The following is an 18,865-nucleotide window of genomic DNA, read 5'->3' as shown; positions in this document are numbered from 1 at the left end:
GGCCGCCGTCCGGAGGGACGGCGGCCGCGACAGTGGAGCGACCGGCCGGCGGTGCGGTCCGGTCAGGCCATCGCGCCACCCGTCGCCTGGCGACGGCGCAGCTTGTACGCGCCGACACCGACACCACCGAGGAGCAGCAGCGATCCGGCCGCCAGGCCACTGCCGGTCATGGCCATCGCGCCACCACCGGTGTGCATGCCGCCGCTGGGCTTGTCCTTCTTCCAGCCCTCGTCCTCGGACTTCTGGTAACCGCCCTCGTCGCTCTTCTCGGACTTCTCGGACTTCGCCGACTTGTCGCTCTTGCTGCTCTCGTCGTCACTGCCCGGCTGCCACTCCTTGGCGACCGTCGACGACAGGGCGCCGCCGCCGGTGTGGACGCCGCCGTGCAGCTTCTCGTCGTCCTCGTCCTTGTACTTGCCGCCCTCGTCGTCGTTGCCGGGCTGCCACTCCTTGGCGACCGTCAGCGACAGGGCGCCGCCGCCGGTGTGGACGCCGCCGTGCGGCTTCTCCTTGTCCTCGTCCTTGTACTTGCCGCCCTCGTCGTCGTTGCCGGGCTGCCACTCCTTGGCCACGGTCAGCGACAGCGCGCCGCCGCCGGTGTGGACGCCGCCGCTGGGCTTGTCCTTCTTCCAGCCCTCGTCGTCCGACTTGCCGTGCTCGTCGCTGTCGTGGTCCCCGGTCACGGTCTTGGCCAGGGCGCCGCCGCCGGTGTGGACGCCGCCGTTCGGCTTGTCCTTCTCCCAGCCGCCGTCGTCGGACTTGCCGTGCTCGTCGCTGCTGGAGGACGAGCCGCTGTCGTGCTCCCAGTCGCCGGCCACGGTCATGGCGTAGGCGGAGGGAGCGGTGATCGTGAGGACCGCCGTGACGGCGGCCGAAGCGAACAGTGTGCGGGCAGAGCGCATCTGAACACATTTCCTTTCGTCGCGACTGCGAAGAGCGGCGGAATGCCGACTCGTAGTGGCGCAGTGGCTACGTGATCCACCGTCAGCCGGAACACCGGGGCGCGCCATCGGAGAGCGCCGCATTGGAGCTACGCCGTGGGCTCATCGAGTGGCGGAGGGCGGATAATCACCCGTTGGACGGCACGACGCGCCGAGGCGAGGTTTGGACTTTTCCGGATCACTCGTTCGCTGACGGAGCTTCACCGCGCCGGGACGGGAATCGGGTCCCGCCGAAAACCTGTTGCGCGGCCGGTCGGCCGGCTGCTGTACTCGCCGCATCAGCCGACAGGACCAGGAGACTTCGATGCGCCGATCTCACATGTTCATTCAGACGGGAATTCACACCGAAACTGAGAACATGGAGTTCTGTGCACACGCTGAATCTTGGCATTCTGGCGCATGTCGACGCCGGTAAGACAAGCCTGACCGAGCGGCTGCTCCACACCGCCGGAATCATCGACGAGATCGGACGCGTCGACGACGGGAACACCCGGACCGACTCCCTCGCGCTCGAACGCCGCCGAGGCATCACCATCAAGTCCGCGGTCGTCTCGTTCGCCCTCGACGACGTCACCGTCAACCTGATCGACACCCCCGGCCACCCGGACTTCATCGCCGAGGTGGAACGGGTGCTGAGCGTGCTCGACGGCGCGGTGCTGGTCATCTCCGCAGTGGAGGGCGTGCAGGCGCAGACCCGGATCCTGATGCGGACCCTGCAGCGGCTGCGCATTCCGACGCTCGTCTTCGTCAACAAGACCGACCGCGCCGGAGCCCGGTACGAACAGGTGCTGCGGAGCATCTCGGAGAAGCTCACGCCGAACGCCGTCGCGATGGGCCCGGCGGTCACCGGCCTCGGCACCCGCGACGCGAGCTGCCCGCCGTACGCCGACGACGACCGCCGGCTCACCGGCCGGCTGACGGACCTGCTCACCGAGCACGACGACGCCCTGCTCGCCGCCTGCGTCGAGGGCGGCGAGTCGGTCGCGCCCACCCGGCTCCACGAGGAGCTGGCGGCGCAGACCAAGCGGGCGCTGGTCCACCCGGTGTACTTCGGCTCGGCCGTGACGGGCGCGGGCATCACCGCCCTCACCCGCGGGATCAGGGAACTGCTGCCCGCGGCCGGGGGCGATGCGGACGGGCCGGTCTCCGGCACCGTCTTCAAGGTCGAACGCGGACCGGCGGGCGAGAAGCTCGCGTACGTCCGGATGTTCTCCGGGACGGTACGGACCCGCGACCGGCTGCCGGTCGCGCGGGGGCCGGTCGCCGTCGCGGAGGGCAAGGTGACCGGGATCGACGTCTTCGCGCACGGTGCGGACATCCGCAGCGACTCGGTCGGACCGGGCCGGATCGCGAAGCTCCGCGGACCGGGCGACATCAGGATCGGCGATGCGGTCGGTGTCCCGCGGAAAGCGGCGCAGGAACACCATTTCGCCCCGCCGACACTGGAATCCGTGGTGGTGCCCACAGCGCCCGCCTCCAGGGGAGAGCTGCATTTCGCGCTGGCGCAACTCGCCGAACAGGATCCGCTGATCGATCTGCGGCAGGACGACATCCGCAAAGAAGTGTCCGTATCGCTCTACGGCGAAGTGCAGAAGGAAGTGATCCAGGCAACGCTCGCGGAGGAATTCGGTATCGACGTCACTTTCCGCGGGACCACGACCATCTGCCTGGAACGCCCGTCCGGCACCGGCGCCGCATTCGAGATCATCGACACGGACGACAATCCCTTCCTTGCGACGGTCGGCCTGCGCGTCGACCCCGCCCCGGTAGGCAGCGGCGTGGACTACCGGCTGGAGGTGGAACTCGGCTCCATGCCGTACTCCCTTATGCGAGCGGTCGAGGAAACCGTCGTCGAAACGCTCGAACAGGGTCTGTGCGGATGGCGCGTGACGGACTGCACGGTCACCATGACGCACTCCGGTTACTGGCCCCGCCAGAGTCACTCGCACGCCGTCTTCGACAAGTCCATGTCGAGCACGGCCGGGGACTTCCGCAATCTGACCCCCCTGGTCCTGATGGCGGCGCTCGAACGGGCGGGCACCACGGTGTGCGAGCCGATGCACCGCTTCCGGCTGGAACTCCCCACCGACGCGCTCGGCCCGCTCCTGTCGGTACTCGCCCGGCTGAGGGCCGTCCCGGGCGCACCCTCCCTGGACGGCGCGCTCTGTGTGCTGGACGGCGAGATCCCGGCAGCCCGGGTGCACGAACTGCAGCAACAGCTCCCGGGGCTCACCCGGGGCGAAGGAGTACTGGAATCCGCGTTCGCCTCCTACCGGCCGGTCACCGGCACCGCCCCGGAGCGGCCGCGCACGGACCACAACCCTCTCGATCGCGCGGAGTACCTGCTTCACACGGTGCGGCGGGTGGGATCCCAGGGGGGCTGCCGGTAGCTACCGGGGGGCGGTCCGGGCGGCGTCCAGCACCTCGAACCGCCGCCCCCGGAGGGGACGTGGATGAGGCCGATGGTGTGACAGCGCGTCATATGACGCACACAGGACACCGCGCCTCCCGGTTTTAGTTTCATCTTATGTTCCTATAAATCGTGCCGAGTGAACGGCTGCGTCCAAGCTCCGCTGTCCGAATCTCGTTGCGCGTTCCGCGGTCTCCCGCTCCAGCGGCCTCAGTGAGATCAGGTCGGCCTTCCAGGGCCGAACTCACTGACTACGGGTCGGCAGCCGCATCACCCTCCCGGAACAGAAAGGCCACCTTTCATGGCTGTGGCTGCCCCGACCTCGATCCCTCACGCACCTGACCGGATGTCCGTCCGGCGTAGACGTATCTGGCTCAGAGCCACATTCGCCGTGTTGTCGGGCGTGACCGTGCTGAGCACCAACACCTTGTTCACGCCTGCCGCGTACGCGGCCGAAGCCCCGGTGGGGCTGGGGACGGACACCAGCTACGCGGTGCTGGGCGGCTCGACGGTCACCAACACCGGCCCCTCCGTCATCAACGGGGACCTCGGGGTCAGCCCGGGTTCCGCGGTCACGGGATTTCCGCCCGGCATTGTGAACGGTGCCATCCACCAGGCCGATGCTCCTGCTCTTCAGGCCCAGGCCGACCTGGTGACCGCCTACGACGACGCGGCCGGCCGGGCGCCGACCGCCAGTGTGGCGGGCGACCTCACCGGGCAGACGCTGACGGCAGGCGTCTACAACTCCACCGGCCCCCTGGGGCTCACCGGAACCGTCACGCTCGATGCCCAGGGCGACCCCAGCGCGGTCTTCATCTTCCAGATCGCCAGCACCCTGATCACCGGCTCCGGAAGCAACGTCAGCCTCATCAACGGGGCTCAGGCGTGCAACGTCTTCTGGCAGGTCGGCAGCTCGGCCACCATCGGGACCAACTCGTTCTTCAAGGGAAACATCCTGGCGCTGACGTCCATCGCGGCGCAGACCGGCACCGCGATCGAGGGCCGGGCCCTGGCGCGAAACGGTGCGGTCACGCTGGACACCAACACCATCACCAGGGCGGCCTGCACCGTCGGTCCTACCGGGCCCACGGGACCGACCGGACCTACCGGTCCGACGGGTGGCACGGGTCCTGACGGTGGCACGGGTCCGACCGGCGACACGGGCCCTGACGGTGGCACGGGTCCGACGGGTGCCACGGGCCCCGACGGCGGCACCGGTCCGACGGGTGCCACGGGCCCTGACGGTGGCACGGGTCCGACGGGTGGCACGGGTCCGACGGGCGGCACGGGTCCGACGGGTGGCACAGGTGCTACGGGGCCGGACGGCGCGACGGGCCCCAACGGTGGCACCGGTGCCACCGGCCCGGCGGGCCCGGCGGGTCCTGCAGGTCCGGCAGGTCCGGCGGGTCCTGCTGGCCCGGCAGGCCCCGCGGGTCCGACAGGCGCCGGCGGTGGCGGCGGTGGCGGCGGTGACCACGGCGGTGGTGGCGGTGACCACGGCGGTGGCGGTGGCGACCACGGCGGTGGCGGTGGCGACCACGGCGGTGGCGGTGGCGACCACGGCGGTGGCGACCAGGGCGGCGACCACGGTGGCGGTGGCGACCAGGGCGGCGACCACGGCGGTGGCGGTGGCGGTGGCGACCAGGGTGGCGACCACGGCGGTGGTGGCGACCAGGGCGGCGGCGAAAACGGCGGTGGCGCTCACGGCGGCAAGGGCCGGGACCAGCTCGCCGAGACGGGACCGAAGGGGGAAGTGGCAGTCGCGGCCGGTTCGGCGCTTGCGCTCACCCTGGCCGGCTCCGCTCTCCTCATCCTGAAGAGGCGGCGTCCGCGTTCCACCCTCTAGGCAGTCGGTTCACCTCCGCGCACTGACCGATTCGGCCGGCCGCCCCCAAAGCGCAGCCGGCCGAATCGGTCGTTCCGGACCCATGGCCCTGTCGGTCCCGGAAGGACCGGCCGCCGGACGGCCCCGGCGCATCACTCGCCCGAAGGCCTGGTGCTGCCGGTCCCGGCACCACTCGTCCCGAAGGGGGCTCAGTTCAGCCGGGCCCTGGCCGCCTGCGCGCTGCGCCGTACCGCCTGTGCCACGGCCGGCTCGACCTCAGCGACCACGTCCGCGTACTCCTCCATCTCCGCCGCCCCGCGCAGGAACTCCCCGCTCCGGACCAGCAGCTGGGCCCGTTCGTACCGCAGCCGGGCCGGGTGCGACGGGAGGAGGAGGGACAGGTCCACCGCCCACAGCGCCACGTCCGTCCGCTCCGGGCGGGCCGCCGCCCAGGCCCTGATGTTGTTCAGGATCCGCAGCACGATCTCCAGCGGCTGCGCCGGCACCAGCATCGAAGGCTCAAGCGGCTCCCCGGTCGCGCCCGTCACCAGCAGCTCAGCGTCCTCGCCCGTCAGTGGACGGCCACCGGCGAACGGATCAGCCAGCACCCGCTCCTCCGGCTCGCCGAAACCCACCACGAAATGGCCCGGCAGCGCCACCCCGTACACCGGCGCGCCGGCCCGGCGCGCCACCTCGATCCACACCACCGACAGCAGGATCGGCAGCCCGCGCCGCCGCCGCAGCACCTCGTGCAGCAGCGAGGACCGAAGGTGCTCGTAGTCCGCCGACGAGCCCTCGAAGCCGTACCGCTCACCGAGCAGTTCGGCCAGCGCGGAGGCCCAGGCGCGGCCGCCGCGCAGTCCGTACGGCAGCAGACCCGCGAGCCGGTCCAGCTCGATCTGCGCCGCGTCCGTCCCGTGCACGTCCAGTGCGGGGTCCGCCTCCGCGCTCAGCAGCAGGCAGAGCAGCGCCAGGTCCGGCCGCTCGGCCCGCGCCTCCGCGGCGAAGCGGCGGCGGAGCTCGTCCTTGTCCTGTCCTTGGGGAGCCATCGCGCTACGCCGGCCGGAAGTGGTGGTAGAGGTGGTGCGTCGCGAAGCCCATCCCGTCGTACAGCCCCCGTGCGCCCTCGTTCTCCGCCTCCACCTGCAGCCACGCCGCCGAGGCGCCCTCGTCCATCGCCTGCCGCGACAGCGCGGTCATCACGGTGGTGGCAAGTCCCCGGCGCCGGTGCGCGGGAGTCACCTCGACGGCCGTGAAACCGGCCCACCGGCCGTCCACCACACACCGCCCGATCGCGGCGGGCGGATCGTCCGCTGTGTCGCCCGGCACGGTGGCGAGCCACACCGAAGGACCGCTGCCCAGCACGTGCAGCGCCTGCGGGGCCGAGGTCCCGGAGCGCTGATAGGCGGAGAGCCACGAGGCGTCCACCGTCCGGCTCAGCCGCACCCGGGAGACCTCGGCCGGCAGATCACCGATCGGTGCCAGCGCCGCGATCCGCACCTGGGCCGTCACCTCACGCCGCCAGCCGTGCTCCTCCAGCGCCGCGCACAGCTTCTCCTGGGTGCCCTCGGCGCCGGTCGTGGCCTGGATGTAGGCCGGCAGACCGCGGTCCGCGTACCACTGCCGGACCCGCGCGAGCGCCGCTTCGAGGGGCACGCCCGGATCGCCGAGCGGCAGTACGGAGTTGGCGCGCCGGGTGAATCCCCCGGCCGCGCGCAGCAGCCAGTCGCCCAGCGGTTCGCTCTCCACCGGCTGCCAGGCCCGCGCGCACACCGGGGCGAGTTCGCCGAAGGAGGCCGCGGGGCCTCGTCTGCGGGCCGGCGCGGACGGTACGACCTTGCCCGCCACCAGGGAGGATTCCACTATGCGGACCGACTCGCCGCTCTTGGGTGTGACTGAGAGCACACCGTTGTTCCACGATGTGAGAACACCGACCGTGTCGGTGAATTGCGGGCCCTGGGGACCGTCCTGGAGTAGACGCCGGACAGATACCCGTTTGCCCACGTCAGCCGGTGTAATTCGGACCTCCAGCTGTCCGCCGATCGTGAATTCCACAGCTCTGTCCGCCCCTCATGTTCGGATCGTGCCCGGGAACGGAGATACTAGGTGCGGGCATCGACGACGCCGCGCTCCCGCGCGAGAGCCAACGCCCTACCGAGGAGGAACGACAGCGTGACCTACGTCATCGCGCAGCCTTGTGTCGACGTAAAGGACAAGGCCTGCATCGAAGAGTGCCCCGTCGACTGTATCTACGAGGGCCAGCGGTCCTTGTACATCCACCCGGACGAGTGCGTCGACTGCGGAGCCTGTGAGCCGGTCTGCCCGGTCGAGGCGATCTTCTACGAGGACGACACCCCGGAGGAGTGGAAGGACTACTACAAGGCGAATGTCGAGTTCTTCGACGACCTCGGTTCGCCGGGTGGTGCCTCCAAGCTGGGTCTGATCGAGCGCGACCACGCGTTCATCGCAGCGCTGCCGCCGCAGAACCAGTAACAGCGTCCGGCACGTGCGTCGCCCCGGTCCCGTACGGCTCGTCACCGTGCGGGACCGAGGCGTTTTGAGCCTCGCCGTGTCATCAGCGTGAAGCGTGAACCCCGTACGAGAAAGCAGAGATCCGTGTCCGCAGCAGTCTCCTCCCGCCTCCCGGTCTTTCCCTGGGACAGGCTCGTGCCCTACAAGTCGACGGCCGAGGGCCACCCGGACGGCATCGTGGACCTGTCCGTCGGCACCCCCGTCGACCCGGTGCCCGAGCTGATCCAGCAGGCACTGGTCGCCGCTGCGGACAGTCCCGGCTATCCGACGGTGTGGGGGACCGCCGCGCTGCGGGACGCCCTCACCGGCTGGGTGGAGCGGCGCCTGGGCGCGGTCTCGGTGGGACACGGGAACGTGCTGCCCGTGGTCGGCTCCAAGGAGCTGGTGGCCTGGCTGCCGACCCAGCTGGGCCTCGGCGCGGGCGACAAGGTGGCGTACCCGCGGCTCGCGTACCCGACGTACGAGGTCGGCGCCCGGCTCTGCGGCGCCGAGCCCGTCGTGTACGACGATCCGACCGAGCTGGACCCGGCAGGACTGAAGCTCCTCTGGCTCAACTCGCCGTCCAACCCGACCGGCCGGGTGCTGGCCAAGGACGAGCTGACCCGGATCGTCGCCTGGGCGCGCGAGCACGACGTGCTCGTCTTCAGCGACGAGTGCTACCTGGAGCTGGGCTGGGAGGCCGAGCCGGTCTCCGTGCTCCACCCCGACGTCTGCGGCGGCACGTACGAGGGTGTCGTCGCCGTCCACTCGCTCTCCAAGCGCTCCAACCTCGCCGGGTACCGGGCCGCCTTCATCGCGGGCGACGCCGCCGTCCTCGGCGAACTGCTGCTGATCCGCAAGCACGGCGGGATGATGACGCCGGCACCGGTCCAGGCGGCGGCCGTCGCGGCGCTCGGCGACGACACGCACGTGGCCGAGCAGCGCGCCCGGTACGCGGCCCGGCGGGTGGCGCTGCGGACCGCGCTGGAGGCGCACGGCTTCCGGATCGAGCACAGTGAGGCGAGCCTCTACCTGTGGGCGACCCGCGACGAGCCGTGCTGGGAGACCGTGGCGTACCTGGCGGAACTCGGCATCCTGGTGGCGCCGGGGGACTTCTACGGACCGGCGGGCGACCGCTTCGTCCGCGTGGCGTTCACGGCCACGGACGAGCGCGTGGCGGCCGCGGTCAAGCGGCTGGGCTGACGCCACGCCGGCATACGCGTGAGGGCCTCGGGAGTGCGCACTCCCGAGGCCCTCACGCGTATCTGCGGGCGCGCGGCGGGTCAGCCGATCGGCAGGCCCTGCGTGGGCAGGCCGCCCTTGGTCACGGCGCCGGTCGCGTCGCCGAGGGCGGCGGTCGTGTCGCCGGCCGTCGCCTTGCCGACGGACTTCGCGGCGGCGGGGGCGGCCTTGGCACCCGTGTCGCCGACGGTCTTGGTCGCCACCGGCAGCGTGGTCCCGACGACCTTGCCGCCGGCGACGGCGCCCTGCTGGGACGCGCCGTCGACGGCCTTGCCGAGACCGGCGCCGTCGACGGTGGTGAGACCGCCGAGCTCCGGGGCCTGCGGGAGCTCCGCGGCACCTGCGGCGCCGGCCGCACCGACCACGGGGGCCGCACCCGCCGCGATCAGCAGCGCGGTACGGACGATCCGACGGGTCAGGGGGAGGGACATGATGCTCCTTCGACAGGGTGTGGAATCTGGCTGTCCGTGGACCGGACGCCATGACAACCGTCGTGGGGGCGGGGGAGGTTGCGGTGCACCGAGGTAAAGAGTGGGTAATGCGTCGGATAATCCGAAACGGAGGAACCCGGGCAAACATTGCATTCCCCGGTCACCCGACGAACCGTCACTTCGCTTTCTCCGCAAGGGAATTGCTGCGCGCGGAAGGTGTCGTGCGAACTGCTGCGCGGGGGTCGCTCAGGGAATGCTCGGACCCCCCGTACGGGTGACCGTCCGCACTAATGGACGAGGCGCATACGGACCTCTGCGGTGTCCGATTCCTTGCCCTCGTCCCGCCAGCCCGACCCGGCGTCCCACACCCGGCCCCCGTACGCGACCTCGTCGATGCCGAGCGCCTCGGACTGCGCGACCGCCCAGTGGGCGAGCTCCCAGCCGTGCTGCGGCGCGCTGCCGTCCCCGGAGTCACGGGTGGACCGCACCGGCACCGCGAGCGTGCCCGGAGCCGTGGCGCCCGCCGCCGGGGTCCGGGAATCCGCCGCGTCCCCGGCGGGTGCGGCGTCCTTGCCGAAGGTGCGCACCAGCGCGGCCCGGACCTTCGACGCCTCGCCCGTCCCGGCAGTGGTGCGCGGCGGCGAACAGTTCAGCGCGGCCGGCGTCCGGCCGGTCAGCACGGCCGCCAGCAGCGCGGCATCCGGCTCGTGCTTCGCGTACGCCTGCGGGAAACCGCTGCGCTGGACGCGCTGTGCGGCCACCGTCAGCGGCAGCCGCGAGTAGCCCGGGACCTCGGCCAGGTGCTGGTAGAACTTCCCGGCCGAGTAGACCGGGTCCAGGATCTGCTTCTCGGTACCCCAGCCCTGCGAGGGGCGCTGCTGGAACAGCCCGAGCGAGTCCCGGTCGCCGTGCTCGATGTTGCGCAGCCCGGACTCCTGGAGCGCCGTCGCCAGCGCGATCGTCACCGCGCGCTCCGGCATCCCCCGGGCGGTGCCGACGGCGGAGATCGTCGCGGCGTTCGCGGCCTGCTCGGAGTTCAGGCGGTAGGTGCGCCCCTCGCCGGACGAACCGTCCGCCGACTGCACGGTGCACTGCTCCGAGCTCTTTCCGCCCGAAAGGTACTGAACGGCCAGATAACCGCCCGTCGCCACGAGTACGGCGAAGGCGGCCACGACACGCAGGCGGCGGCTGCGGCCGGTGTGTCGGCGGGCAGCGGAATCGGTCCGGGGCACGGGGCCACCGTACGCGAGGCACTAGGGTCGTAGCCATGGCCGAAAGCACCCTTGACCTCACACTGGACGGGCCCGCGCTCACCGCACGGCTCGTCGACTTCCCCTCGGTCAGCGGGGAGGAGAAGGACCTCGCAGACGCCATCGAATCGGCGTTGCGGACCCTTCCGCACCTGACCGTCGACCGGCACGGCAACAACCTCGTGGCCCGGACGAACCTGGGCCGCGGCGAACGCGTCGTCCTGGCCGGGCACATCGACACCGTGCCGATCGCCGACAACGTCCCCTCCCGGCTCGACGCCGACGGCCTGCTGTGGGGCTGCGGAACCTCCGACATGAAGTCGGGCGTCGCCGTCCAGCTGCGGATCGCCGCGACCGTGCCCGAGCCCAACCGCGACCTCACCTTCGTCTTCTACGACAACGAAGAGGTCGCCGCCCACCTCAACGGCCTCGGCCACATCGCCGAGGCCCACCCCGACTGGCTGACGGCCGACTTCGCCGTCCTCCTGGAGGGGTCCAACGGCGAGGTCGAGGGCGGCTGCCAGGGCACCCTGCGCGTCCTGCTGCGCACGGAGGGGGAGCGGGCCCACTCGGCGCGCAGCTGGATGGGTTCCAACGCCGTCCACGGAGCCGCGCCGATCCTCGCCCGGCTCGCCGCGTACGAGCCGCGCCGCCCGGTCATCGACGGACTGGAGTTCCACGAGGGACTGAACGCCGTACGGATCGAGGGCGGCGTCGCCAACAACGTCATCCCCGACGCCTGCACCGTCGTCGTCAACTACCGCTACGCCCCCGACCTGGGCCCCGAGCAGGCCCTGGCCCACGTCCACGAGGTATTCGCCGACTGCGGCGTCGCCGAATTCGTCGTCGACGACCACTCGGGCGCGGCCATGCCCGGCCTCTCCCACCCGGCCGCCAAGGCGTTCATGGAAGCGGTCGGCGGCACCGCCCGGCCCAAGTTCGGCTGGACGGACGTGTCGCGCTTCGGCTCGCTCGGCGTCCCCGCGGTGAACTACGGCCCCGGCGACCCGATCCTCGCCCACAAGCGCAACGAGCACGTGGCGGTCGAACGGATCACCCACTGCGAGGAGCGGCTCCGCTCCTGGCTCACGATCTGACCTCCGGCATTCCCCTGCACGTAACCTCCGGCGATCTACGCTGGCCTGAGACAGAGCGCCGAAGGGCGTCTCTTACGCCGGCGTAGGGAGCAGGTCATGGGTAACCCCGAGGACGCACGGATCCCTGAGGGCGCGGAGGTCCCCGAGGGCGCGGTCAGGCCCGAGGAACAGCGACTCGGACCGGTGCTGCGCCGCAGGGACCAGGTACAGCCCGGCACCACCGACCAGCGGCTGCTGGACTCCGAGGGTGACTCCGAGTGGGTGCACACCGACCCGTGGCGGGTGATGCGCATCCAGTCGGAGTTCGTCGAGGGCTTCGGCGCGCTCGCCGAACTGCCGAGCGCCATCAGCGTCTTCGGCTCCGCCCGCACCCCGGCCGACGCGCCGGAGTACGAGGCCGGTGTACGGCTCGGCAGGGCGCTGGTCGAGGCGGGCTTCGCGGTGATCACCGGCGGCGGGCCCGGAGCGATGGAGGCGGCGAACAAGGGGGCACGGGAGGCGAAGGGCGTCTCGGTCGGACTGGGCATCGAGCTGCCCTTCGAGTCCGGCCTCAACCCGCACGTCGACATCGGCGTCAACTTCCGCTACTTCTTCGTACGCAAGACGATGTTCGTGAAGTACGCGCAGGGCTTCGTGGTCCTGCCCGGCGGCCTCGGCACGCTGGACGAGCTCTTCGAGGCCCTCACTCTCGTCCAGACCGGCAAGGTCACGCGCTTCCCGATCGTGCTGTTCGGTGCCGCGTACTGGGGCGGGCTGGTGGACTGGCTGCGGGACACGGTGGTCGCGCAGGGCAAGGCGTCCGCGAAGGACCTGCTGCTGTTCCACGTCACGGACGACGTGGACGAGGCGGTCGCGCTGGTGACCAAGGAGGTCGGGCGGTAGGGCCTTCCGTCCGGACCGGACCGGGCCGGGGAGCGGGCCGGGGCCGAGCCCCGGTACCCCGCGCGGCCGGGGCCCGCGCCGGGGCTACGCCAGCCCGCGCCGCGCCACGGCAGGCGCCCGGTGCCCGGCGATGGACGCCACCATGTCCAGGACGTCCCGCGTCTGGGCCACCTCGTGCACCCGGTACACCCGCGCGCCGAGCCACGCGGACACCGCGGTCGTCGCCAGCGTGCCGATCAGGCGTTCCTTCACCGGGCGGTCGAGCGTCTCGCCCACGAAGTCCTTGTTGGACAGCGAGACCAGCACCGGCCAGCCCGTCTCCGCCATCTCGCCGAGGCGGCGCGTCGCCTCCAGCGAGTGGCGGGTGTTCTTCCCGAAGTCGTGACCGGGATCGATCATGATCCCGTCCGGCCGGACCCCCAGGTCCACGGCCCGCTCGGCCAGCCCCACGGTCACCCGCAGGATGTCGGCCAGCACGTCCTCGTACCCGACCCGGTGCGGCCGGGTCCGCGGCTCGGCGCCGCCCGCGTGCGTGCACACCAGCCCCGCCCCGTACCGTGCGGCGACCTCCGCGAGCTTCGGGTCGACACCGCCCCACGCGTCGTTCAGCAGATCGGCTCCGGCCTCGCAGACCGCCTCGCCGACCTCGTGGCGCCAGGTGTCGACGCTGATCACCACATCCGGGTGACGCCGGCGCACCTCGGCGACGAAGCCCACCGTGCGACGGGCCTCCTCCTCGGCGGTGACCTCCTCGCCGGGGCCCGCCTTCACCCCGCCGATGTCGATGATCGCGGCGCCTTCGGCCACGGCCTGCTCGACCCGGGCGAGGGCCGGCTCGTCCTGGAAGGTCGCGCCCTGGTCGTAGAAGGAGTCCGGGGTGCGGTTCACGATCGCCATGATCACCGGCTCGTGCGCACCGAACTCGCGCCGCCCAACCCTGAGCGCACCGCTTCGCATCCCGTGTCTCTCCCTGTGTGTTCCGCCGGCGGATCACCCGCCGGGACCGACTGCGACCCTAATGCCTCGTCCGGCGCCGTCCGCCCTGTCGTGCCGGGCGAGGCACCCGCTGTCAGCGCCGCATGGCACGATCGGACCCGGACGAAATTCCGCTCCCGGGGAGATACGCGTGTTCTGGTTCTTGCTGCTCGCGATGGTGGTGGTGGTTGCCGCGGTCACCCTCGCGGTGGTCGGCGGAGGGAAGAGTGCCATCCTGCAGGACGTGGCGCCCGAGCAGCTGACGGATCCGCTGCCCACGACGCGCCCGGTCGGCCGCGCCGATGTCGAGGCGCTGCGGCTGCCCGTCGCCGCCCGCGGCTACCGGATGGCGGACGTCGACGACGCGCTGGGCCGGCTCGGGGCCGAGCTCGCCGAGCGGGACGCACGGATCGCCGAGCTGGAGTCGGCGCTCGCCGGCGCCCAGGCCACCAGGGCCGGCCGCCCCGACCTCCTCAAGGAGCCGCAGGAGCGCCCCCAGACGGCCTGGCACGCCCCGGAGCAGCCGCCGGCCGACGCGCCGTACCCCGACGAGGAGACCGGGCGATGAGCGGCGGCGCCGAAGAGGCGGCGGACGGCGGACTGCGCTGCCCGTGGGGCCTGTCCACCGAGGACTACCTCATCTACCACGACACCGAATGGGGTCGCCCGGTCCACGGCGACGACGCGCTCTTCGAGCGGCTGTGCCTGGAGGCGTTCCAGTCCGGGCTGTCCTGGCTGACGATCCTGCGCCGCCGGGAGGGCTTCCGCAGCGCGTTCGACGGATTCAGCATCCCCGCGGTGGCGAAGTTCACCGACACGGACCGGGAGCGGCTCCTCGCCGACGCGGGCATCATCCGCAACCGCGCGAAGATCGACGCCACCCTGGCCAATGCCAAGGTGCTGGCCGGCTGGCAGGGCGGCGAGCTGGACGAGCTGATCTGGTCCCACGCCCCGGACCCGGCCGCCCGGCCCGCCCCGCGCACCCTCGGGGACGTACCGGCGGTCACGGCGGAGTCCACGGCGCTGTCCAAGGACCTCAAGAAACGCGGACTCCGCTTCATCGGTCCCACCACGGCCTACGCCCTGATGCAGGCCTGCGGGCTGGTCGACGACCATCTCGCCGACTGCGTGGCACGCGGCACCGAGGCTTAGGGCCAGACCCTGGGGCGCGGCTACTGCCCCAGGTACTTGGGCTTCTCCTTGTTGAGGAAGGCCTGCACCGCGATCGCGTGGTCCTGCGACGCGCCCGCCCGTGTCTGGAGTTCGTCCTCCTTCTCCAGCGCCTCGCCCAGGGTGTGACCCGCTCCGTAGGCGAGCGACTCCTTGAGCGCCGCGTAGGCCACCGTCGGGCCGTCCGCCAGCGCGCGGGCCACCGCCGCGGCCTCGGCCGCGAGCTCGGCGCCGGGCACCAGCCTGTTCACGACGCCCAGGTCATGGGCGTCCTGCGCGGAGATCGAACGCGGGAAGAGCAGCAGGTCGGCGGCGCGGCTGTGGCCGATCAGCCGGGGCAGCGTCCAGGACACCCCCGAGTCGGCCGTGAGGGCGACCCCGGCGAACGAGGTGTTGAACGACGCGGTGTCGGCTGCCACCCGGTAGTCGCAGGCGAGCGCGAAGCCGAAGCCCGCACCGGCCGCGACCCCGTTGATCCCCGCGACGACCGGCTTCGGCATCTCGGTGATGGCCCGCACGATGGGGTTGTAGTGCTCCTGCACGGTGCTCAGCGCGTTGCCGCTGCCCGACTCGCGGGCCTCCGACAGCTTGGAGACGTGCTCCTTGAGGTCCTGGCCGACACAGAAGGCGCGCCCGCCGGCCGCGGTGAGCAGAACCGCCCGCACGGCGGGATCGGCGGCGGCCGACTGCAGGGCGTCGCGCAGCGCCACCTTGGTCGCCGTGTTCATGGCGTTCATCGCGTCGGGTCGGTTGATCGTGATCGTCGCGAGTCCGTCGCTCACCTCGAAGAGCACGGTGTCGGCCATTGCGTCGGCGTGATCGGCCATTTGCGGTCCCCTTTGCACCTTGTCCAAAGCCTGTCGAGGCAAGCATGGCCGACTTCGGCGAGGGCGAACATGTGACCTGCGTCTAACAATTCCGCTCCGATGGAGGGGTGAGGGGGCCGGAGTATCGCAGTCGGATCGCCGAATTGAGTGGTTTTGAGTGAGCGCGTTGCGCAAGCGATGCAGAGCGATGTTGGTCATCGGGGTCTGTGATGCGGGATAATGACCTGGAAGCAATGTGTGTTCGATGCCGGTGAGGCAGCGCCTGTCATGGGGCCGCCGGTTGCGATGAGCTGGTTTCAGGAAGGGGAACGAGCATGGCGGCCATGAAGCCGCGGACGGGCGACGGCCCGCTCGAGGTGACAAAGGAGGGGCGGGGCATCGTCATGCGCGTTCCGCTCGAAGGCGGCGGTCGGCTTGTCGTGGAGCTGACTCCGGACGAGGCCGACGCGCTCGGCGATGCCCTCAAGAAGGTCGTCGGCTGACGCAGAGGCGCCCATACTTCGCTGCTGCCCCGGTACGGATTCCGTGCCGGGGCAGCGGTGCGTCCGGTGACGTGCGAGGCCGCTGCGGCGGTCCTCCGGGGAAGGTGTCCGGCGCCCGGGCGTCCCGCTGCGGATCAGGGGCGGGCGGGCACGAGTTGGCCGCCCGGCACGATCCGGACGAGCGGGGCTAGCCCCGCCGTACGGCGCAGAGCAGGCCGTCGCCCACCGGCAGCAGTGTGGCCATCAGCTCCTGGCTCTCACGGACCGCGCGCAGCAGCTCGCGCAGCCGCAGCACCTCCGCGGGCTGGGCCGCGGAGTCGACCGTGCGGCCGTCCGCGAAGACGCCCTCGAAGCACACCAGGCCGCCAGGTCGCAGCAGGCGCAACGATTCAGCGAGGCAGTCCAGGCTCTCCAGCCGGTCGCCGTCGCAGAACACGAGGTCGTATCCGCCGTCCGCCAGCCGCGGCAGTACGTCGAGGGCGCGGCCGGGGATGAAGCGGGCCCGGTTGGTGGCGAATCCCGCCGCCCGGAAGGCCTCGCGGGCGAACTGCTGCCGTTCGGGTTCCGGGTCGACCGTGGTCAGCACCCCGTCGGGCCGCATGCCGTGCAGCAAATAGATGCCGGACACGCCGGTACCCGTACCGATTTCGGCGACCGCCTTGGCGTCCGTCGTGGCAGCGAGCAGGCGCAGCGCGGCGCCGGTGCCTGGTGACACCGAGCGGAGCCCTGCCTCCCGTGCCCGGTCCCGGGCCCAGCGCAGTGCTTCGTCCTCGGCGACAAAGGCGTCGGCGAACGCCCAGCTCGTCTGCCGGTTGGCGGTGATGGCCCTCTCCTGTCCCCGTAGTTGGCGCAACGGTGACTGTATCCGCTGCACCCGGGAACCCGCAGATGGGACCGGGCGTTATGGAAGGACAGGGGAAAGCCCGTGGATCCGGCCCGCAGATCGGGCCCGGCTCGCGGGCAGGCGGTTGCGGGGTTGTCCCCGGCCCCAGCAGGAAAAAGGCTTATCCGGAGCTAACGGGCGAGGTGGCTATGGTAGGGGCTCCACTGGACACCACCAGAGCCGACAGGGGAGGTGCGGCTGCGCCTGTGGATCGGGGAGGAGTGCTGTGGCGCTTTCTCAGGTCGGCTGGTGAGCCGAAATCCGTGACCAACATTGCTGACCGTTCTTCCAACGACTCCGCACCGACCGCGACCTTCGCCTCAGATGCGGACTCCCAGGCGTGGACACCGCCCTCATGGGAAGAGATCGTCAGCACGCACAGCGGTCGTGTGTACCGCCTTGCCTACAGACTGACGGGAAACCAGCACGACGCCGAGGACCTCACCCAGGAGGTCTTCGTCCGTGTCTTCCGTTCGTTGTCGACCTATACGCCCGGCACCTTCGAGGGCTGGCTGCACCGCATCACGACCAACCTGTTCCTGGACATGGTCCGTCGTAAGCAGCGAATCCGCTTCGACTCCCTCGGCGACGACGCGGCCGAGCGGCTGCCGAGCCGTGAGCCGTCGCCGCAGCAGGTTTTCAACGACACGCACTTCGACGCGGACGTCCAGCAGGCGCTGGACACCCTCGCACCCGAATTCCGGGCCGCGGTGGTGCTCTGTGACATCGAGGGACTCTCGTACGAGGAGATCGCCGCGACACTCGGCGTGAAGCTCGGCACCGTGCGCAGCCGTATCCACCGCGGGCGCTCGCACCTGCGCAAGGCGCTGCAGCACCGTTCGCCCGAGGCCCGCGCCGAGCAGCGCTCGCTGACGGGTGCGTTCGTGGCAGGGGAGGGTGGATCGGCGTGAACGGCACAGGTCCGACCTCCGCGGAACAACACCTGGGGGACCGGCTCGCCGCGCTCGTGGACGGCGAGCTCAAGCACGACGCCCGTGACCGGGTCCTCGCCCACCTGGCGACCTGCGCCAAGTGCAAGGCCGAGGCTGCGGCCCAGCGGCGCCTGAAGAGTGTCTTCGCCCAGTCGGCCCCGCCCTCGCCCTCCGAGGGCTTCCTGGCCCGGCTGCAGGGCCTTCCAGGCGGACCGGGTGGTGACGACGACGGCCGGGGAAGACCTCTGGGTGGCTCCGGGCGCTTCGGTGACGGGATCTTCCCCGTGATGCAGCCTCCCGGCGGCCGGACGGACTCGTCCTCGGGCGGTTCCCCGCTGGACGGCTTCGGCTACCTCCCCACCGTGCACGGCTCGGCCGCGGTGCTTCCGGTCGCCCCGTCCCGTCCCGCCTTCCGGATCCACGAGGTCAGCCGTGAGGCCGACCGCTCGCCTTGGCGTTCCCGCAGGTTCGCGTTCGCCGCCGCGAGCGCCGTCTCGCTGGCCGCGATCGCCCTCGGAGGCGCCCTGCCGACGGACGCCGGTCCCGACGCCCCGACCCGGGCCGACGGCACGGGCAGCAGCGTGACCCCAATGGACGCGGATGCCCGTGCCCAGAGCGGCGCCACCGTCAGCCGCCGGGGCGGCGGCAGCCACGGCACGCTCGCCGCGGCCGGCACCGGCGACAGCCCGGTCTCCCTCGCTGCGAACGCCGCACCGCTGGTGTTCGCCTCGGCACCCTCGCTGCTCGGCAGCGGCAATTTCGACGGAAGCCGGTTCGCGCTTCCCGCCAGCGTGTCCGCGCCGTCGCTGATACGTCCCAACGGCACGAGCCCGCTGTTCGCCCAGGCTCTCGGCAGCGGCCTCTCCCCGGCTTCCTCGGCCTCCCCGGAGCCGTCCAGGACCCCCACTTCGGCCGCCGGTCTGCCGTCCCCCGCCAACCACGGACTGCCGCTCCTTCCCCGCCGCTGACACAGGTCTGCACCGGCCCCCGTATGCCGGTCGGTTCAA

Annotated in this window: 19 protein-coding genes; 11 read left to right on the top strand and 8 right to left on the bottom strand. The window is 71.6% G+C overall.

What is annotated here, in order from left to right; all coding sequences use genetic code 11:
* Positions 1-62: 62 nt before the first annotated feature.
* The gene (locus LNW71_RS09460; protein WP_250967826.1) at positions 63-902 is read right to left on the bottom strand and encodes a hypothetical protein; all 840 of its coding nucleotides are present in this window, start codon (positions 900-902) and stop codon (positions 63-65) included.
* Between the two features lie 407 nt (positions 903-1,309).
* Between LNW71_RS09460 and LNW71_RS09455 the strand changes: the two genes are divergently transcribed.
* Positions 1,310-3,331, top strand: a complete 2,022-nt coding sequence (locus LNW71_RS09455) for a translation factor GTPase family protein (RefSeq protein WP_250967825.1) — start codon at positions 1,310-1,312, stop codon at positions 3,329-3,331.
* 411 nt (positions 3,332-3,742) lie between these two features.
* A complete protein-coding gene (locus LNW71_RS09450) occupies positions 3,743-5,197 on the top strand; it encodes an ice-binding family protein (protein WP_374119372.1) in 1,455 nt (484 codons plus the stop codon).
* A gap of 188 nt (positions 5,198-5,385) precedes the next feature.
* Here LNW71_RS09450 and LNW71_RS09445 read toward each other — a convergent pair whose 3' ends face one another.
* The gene (locus tag LNW71_RS09445; protein WP_250967824.1) at positions 5,386-6,225 is read right to left on the bottom strand and encodes a transglutaminase-like domain-containing protein; all 840 of its coding nucleotides are present in this window, start codon (positions 6,223-6,225) and stop codon (positions 5,386-5,388) included.
* 4 nt (positions 6,226-6,229) lie between these two features.
* Positions 6,230-7,231: a GNAT family N-acetyltransferase gene (locus LNW71_RS09440; protein WP_250967823.1), complete on the bottom strand. Its 1,002-nt coding sequence runs from the start codon at positions 7,229-7,231 to the stop codon at positions 6,230-6,232.
* A 117-nt stretch (positions 7,232-7,348) separates the two neighbouring features.
* Here LNW71_RS09440 and fdxA point away from each other — a divergent pair, with 117 nt between their 5' ends.
* Positions 7,349-7,669 (top strand): ferredoxin, encoded by a 321-nt coding sequence (gene fdxA / locus LNW71_RS09435; protein ID WP_018956287.1) that lies wholly within the window; start codon positions 7,349-7,351, stop codon positions 7,667-7,669.
* A 123-nt stretch (positions 7,670-7,792) separates the two neighbouring features.
* The gene (gene dapC / locus LNW71_RS09430; protein ID WP_250967822.1) at positions 7,793-8,890 is read left to right on the top strand and encodes a succinyldiaminopimelate transaminase; all 1,098 of its coding nucleotides are present in this window, start codon (positions 7,793-7,795) and stop codon (positions 8,888-8,890) included.
* An 80-nt stretch (positions 8,891-8,970) separates the two neighbouring features.
* Here the strand turns inward: dapC and LNW71_RS09425 are convergent, their stop codons facing one another.
* Together LNW71_RS09425 and LNW71_RS09420 are read right to left on the bottom strand one after the other, a co-directional pair.
* Entirely contained in the window at positions 8,971-9,360 is a 390-nt protein-coding gene (locus tag LNW71_RS09425) for an ATP-binding protein (protein WP_250967821.1), read from the bottom strand.
* 287 nt (positions 9,361-9,647) lie between these two features.
* Positions 9,648-10,592, bottom strand: coding sequence for a hypothetical protein (locus tag LNW71_RS09420; protein WP_250967820.1), 945 nt, complete (start codon positions 10,590-10,592; stop codon positions 9,648-9,650).
* 35 nt (positions 10,593-10,627) lie between these two features.
* Here LNW71_RS09420 and dapE point away from each other — a divergent pair, with 35 nt between their 5' ends.
* Together dapE and LNW71_RS09410 are read left to right on the top strand one after the other, a co-directional pair.
* Positions 10,628-11,707 (top strand): succinyl-diaminopimelate desuccinylase, encoded by a 1,080-nt coding sequence (gene dapE / locus LNW71_RS09415; protein WP_250967819.1) that lies wholly within the window; start codon positions 10,628-10,630, stop codon positions 11,705-11,707.
* A 96-nt stretch (positions 11,708-11,803) separates the two neighbouring features.
* A complete protein-coding gene (locus LNW71_RS09410; protein WP_250967818.1) occupies positions 11,804-12,589 on the top strand; it encodes a TIGR00730 family Rossman fold protein in 786 nt (261 codons plus the stop codon).
* An 84-nt stretch (positions 12,590-12,673) separates the two neighbouring features.
* On the opposite strand, the gene folP is transcribed toward LNW71_RS09410, so the two are convergent.
* Positions 12,674-13,546 (bottom strand): dihydropteroate synthase, encoded by an 873-nt coding sequence (folP, locus tag LNW71_RS09405; protein WP_250967817.1) that lies wholly within the window; start codon positions 13,544-13,546, stop codon positions 12,674-12,676.
* A gap of 169 nt (positions 13,547-13,715) precedes the next feature.
* Between folP and LNW71_RS09400 the strand changes: the two genes are divergently transcribed.
* A complete protein-coding gene (locus LNW71_RS09400) occupies positions 13,716-14,132 on the top strand; it encodes a hypothetical protein (RefSeq protein WP_250967816.1) in 417 nt (138 codons plus the stop codon).
* Entirely contained in the window at positions 14,129-14,716 is a 588-nt protein-coding gene (locus LNW71_RS09395; RefSeq protein WP_250967815.1) for a DNA-3-methyladenine glycosylase I, read from the top strand. The genes LNW71_RS09400 and LNW71_RS09395 overlap by 4 nt, the downstream gene beginning before the upstream one ends.
* 20 nt (positions 14,717-14,736) lie before the next feature.
* Here LNW71_RS09395 and LNW71_RS09390 read toward each other — a convergent pair whose 3' ends face one another.
* On the bottom strand, positions 14,737-15,540 hold the full coding sequence (locus tag LNW71_RS09390; protein WP_250971948.1) for an enoyl-CoA hydratase/isomerase family protein: 804 nt from the start codon (positions 15,538-15,540) through the stop codon (positions 14,737-14,739).
* 335 nt (positions 15,541-15,875) lie between these two features.
* Here LNW71_RS09390 and LNW71_RS09385 point away from each other — a divergent pair, with 335 nt between their 5' ends.
* Entirely contained in the window at positions 15,876-16,043 is a 168-nt protein-coding gene (locus LNW71_RS09385; protein WP_003966491.1) for a DUF3117 domain-containing protein, read from the top strand.
* A gap of 187 nt (positions 16,044-16,230) precedes the next feature.
* Here the strand turns inward: LNW71_RS09385 and LNW71_RS09380 are convergent, their stop codons facing one another.
* Positions 16,231-16,896, bottom strand: coding sequence for an O-methyltransferase (locus LNW71_RS09380; RefSeq protein WP_250967814.1), 666 nt, complete (start codon positions 16,894-16,896; stop codon positions 16,231-16,233).
* A gap of 179 nt (positions 16,897-17,075) precedes the next feature.
* Here LNW71_RS09380 and sigE point away from each other — a divergent pair, with 179 nt between their 5' ends.
* Both sigE and LNW71_RS09370 read left to right on the top strand, forming a co-directional pair.
* Positions 17,076-17,837 carry an RNA polymerase sigma factor SigE gene (sigE, locus tag LNW71_RS09375; RefSeq protein WP_250967813.1) on the top strand — a complete coding sequence of 254 codons (762 nt, stop codon included), beginning with the start codon at positions 17,076-17,078 and terminating at the stop codon, positions 17,835-17,837.
* A complete protein-coding gene (locus tag LNW71_RS09370; protein ID WP_250967812.1) occupies positions 17,834-18,826 on the top strand; it encodes a zf-HC2 domain-containing protein in 993 nt (330 codons plus the stop codon). Before sigE ends, LNW71_RS09370 begins: the two co-directional genes overlap by 4 nt.
* Positions 18,827-18,865: the final 39 nt, after the last annotated feature.

The sequence above is a fragment of the Streptomyces sp. RKAG290 genome (genome assembly GCF_023701695.1).
Taxonomy (GTDB): domain Bacteria; phylum Actinomycetota; class Actinomycetes; order Streptomycetales; family Streptomycetaceae; genus Streptomyces.
Note: the sequence above shows the minus strand (reverse complement) of the source record. Positions and strands in the feature narration are given on the sequence as shown.

What these genes read in the sequence shown, in the direction of transcription:
- LNW71_RS09460 (WP_250967826.1), bottom strand. Translation starts at nt 902, where the DNA reads ATGCGCTCTGCCCGCACACTGTTCGCTTCGGCCGCCGTCACGGCGGTC.
- LNW71_RS09445 (WP_250967824.1), bottom strand. Translation starts at nt 6,225, where the DNA reads ATGGCTCCCCAAGGACAGGACAAGGACGAGCTCCGCCGCCGCTTCGCC.
- LNW71_RS09425 (WP_250967821.1), bottom strand. Translation starts at nt 9,360, where the DNA reads ATGTCCCTCCCCCTGACCCGTCGGATCGTCCGTACCGCGCTGCTGATC.
- dapE (WP_250967819.1), top strand. Translation starts at nt 10,628, where the DNA reads ATGGCCGAAAGCACCCTTGACCTCACACTGGACGGGCCCGCGCTCACC.
- LNW71_RS09410 (WP_250967818.1), top strand. Translation starts at nt 11,804, where the DNA reads ATGGGTAACCCCGAGGACGCACGGATCCCTGAGGGCGCGGAGGTCCCC.
- folP (WP_250967817.1), bottom strand. Translation starts at nt 13,546, where the DNA reads ATGCGAAGCGGTGCGCTCAGGGTTGGGCGGCGCGAGTTCGGTGCGCAC.
- LNW71_RS09395 (WP_250967815.1), top strand. Translation starts at nt 14,129, where the DNA reads ATGAGCGGCGGCGCCGAAGAGGCGGCGGACGGCGGACTGCGCTGCCCG.
- LNW71_RS09390 (WP_250971948.1), bottom strand. Translation starts at nt 15,540, where the DNA reads ATGGCCGACACCGTGCTCTTCGAGGTGAGCGACGGACTCGCGACGATC.
- LNW71_RS09385 (WP_003966491.1), top strand. Translation starts at nt 15,876, where the DNA reads ATGGCGGCCATGAAGCCGCGGACGGGCGACGGCCCGCTCGAGGTGACA.
- sigE (WP_250967813.1), top strand. Translation starts at nt 17,076, where the DNA reads ATGGTAGGGGCTCCACTGGACACCACCAGAGCCGACAGGGGAGGTGCG.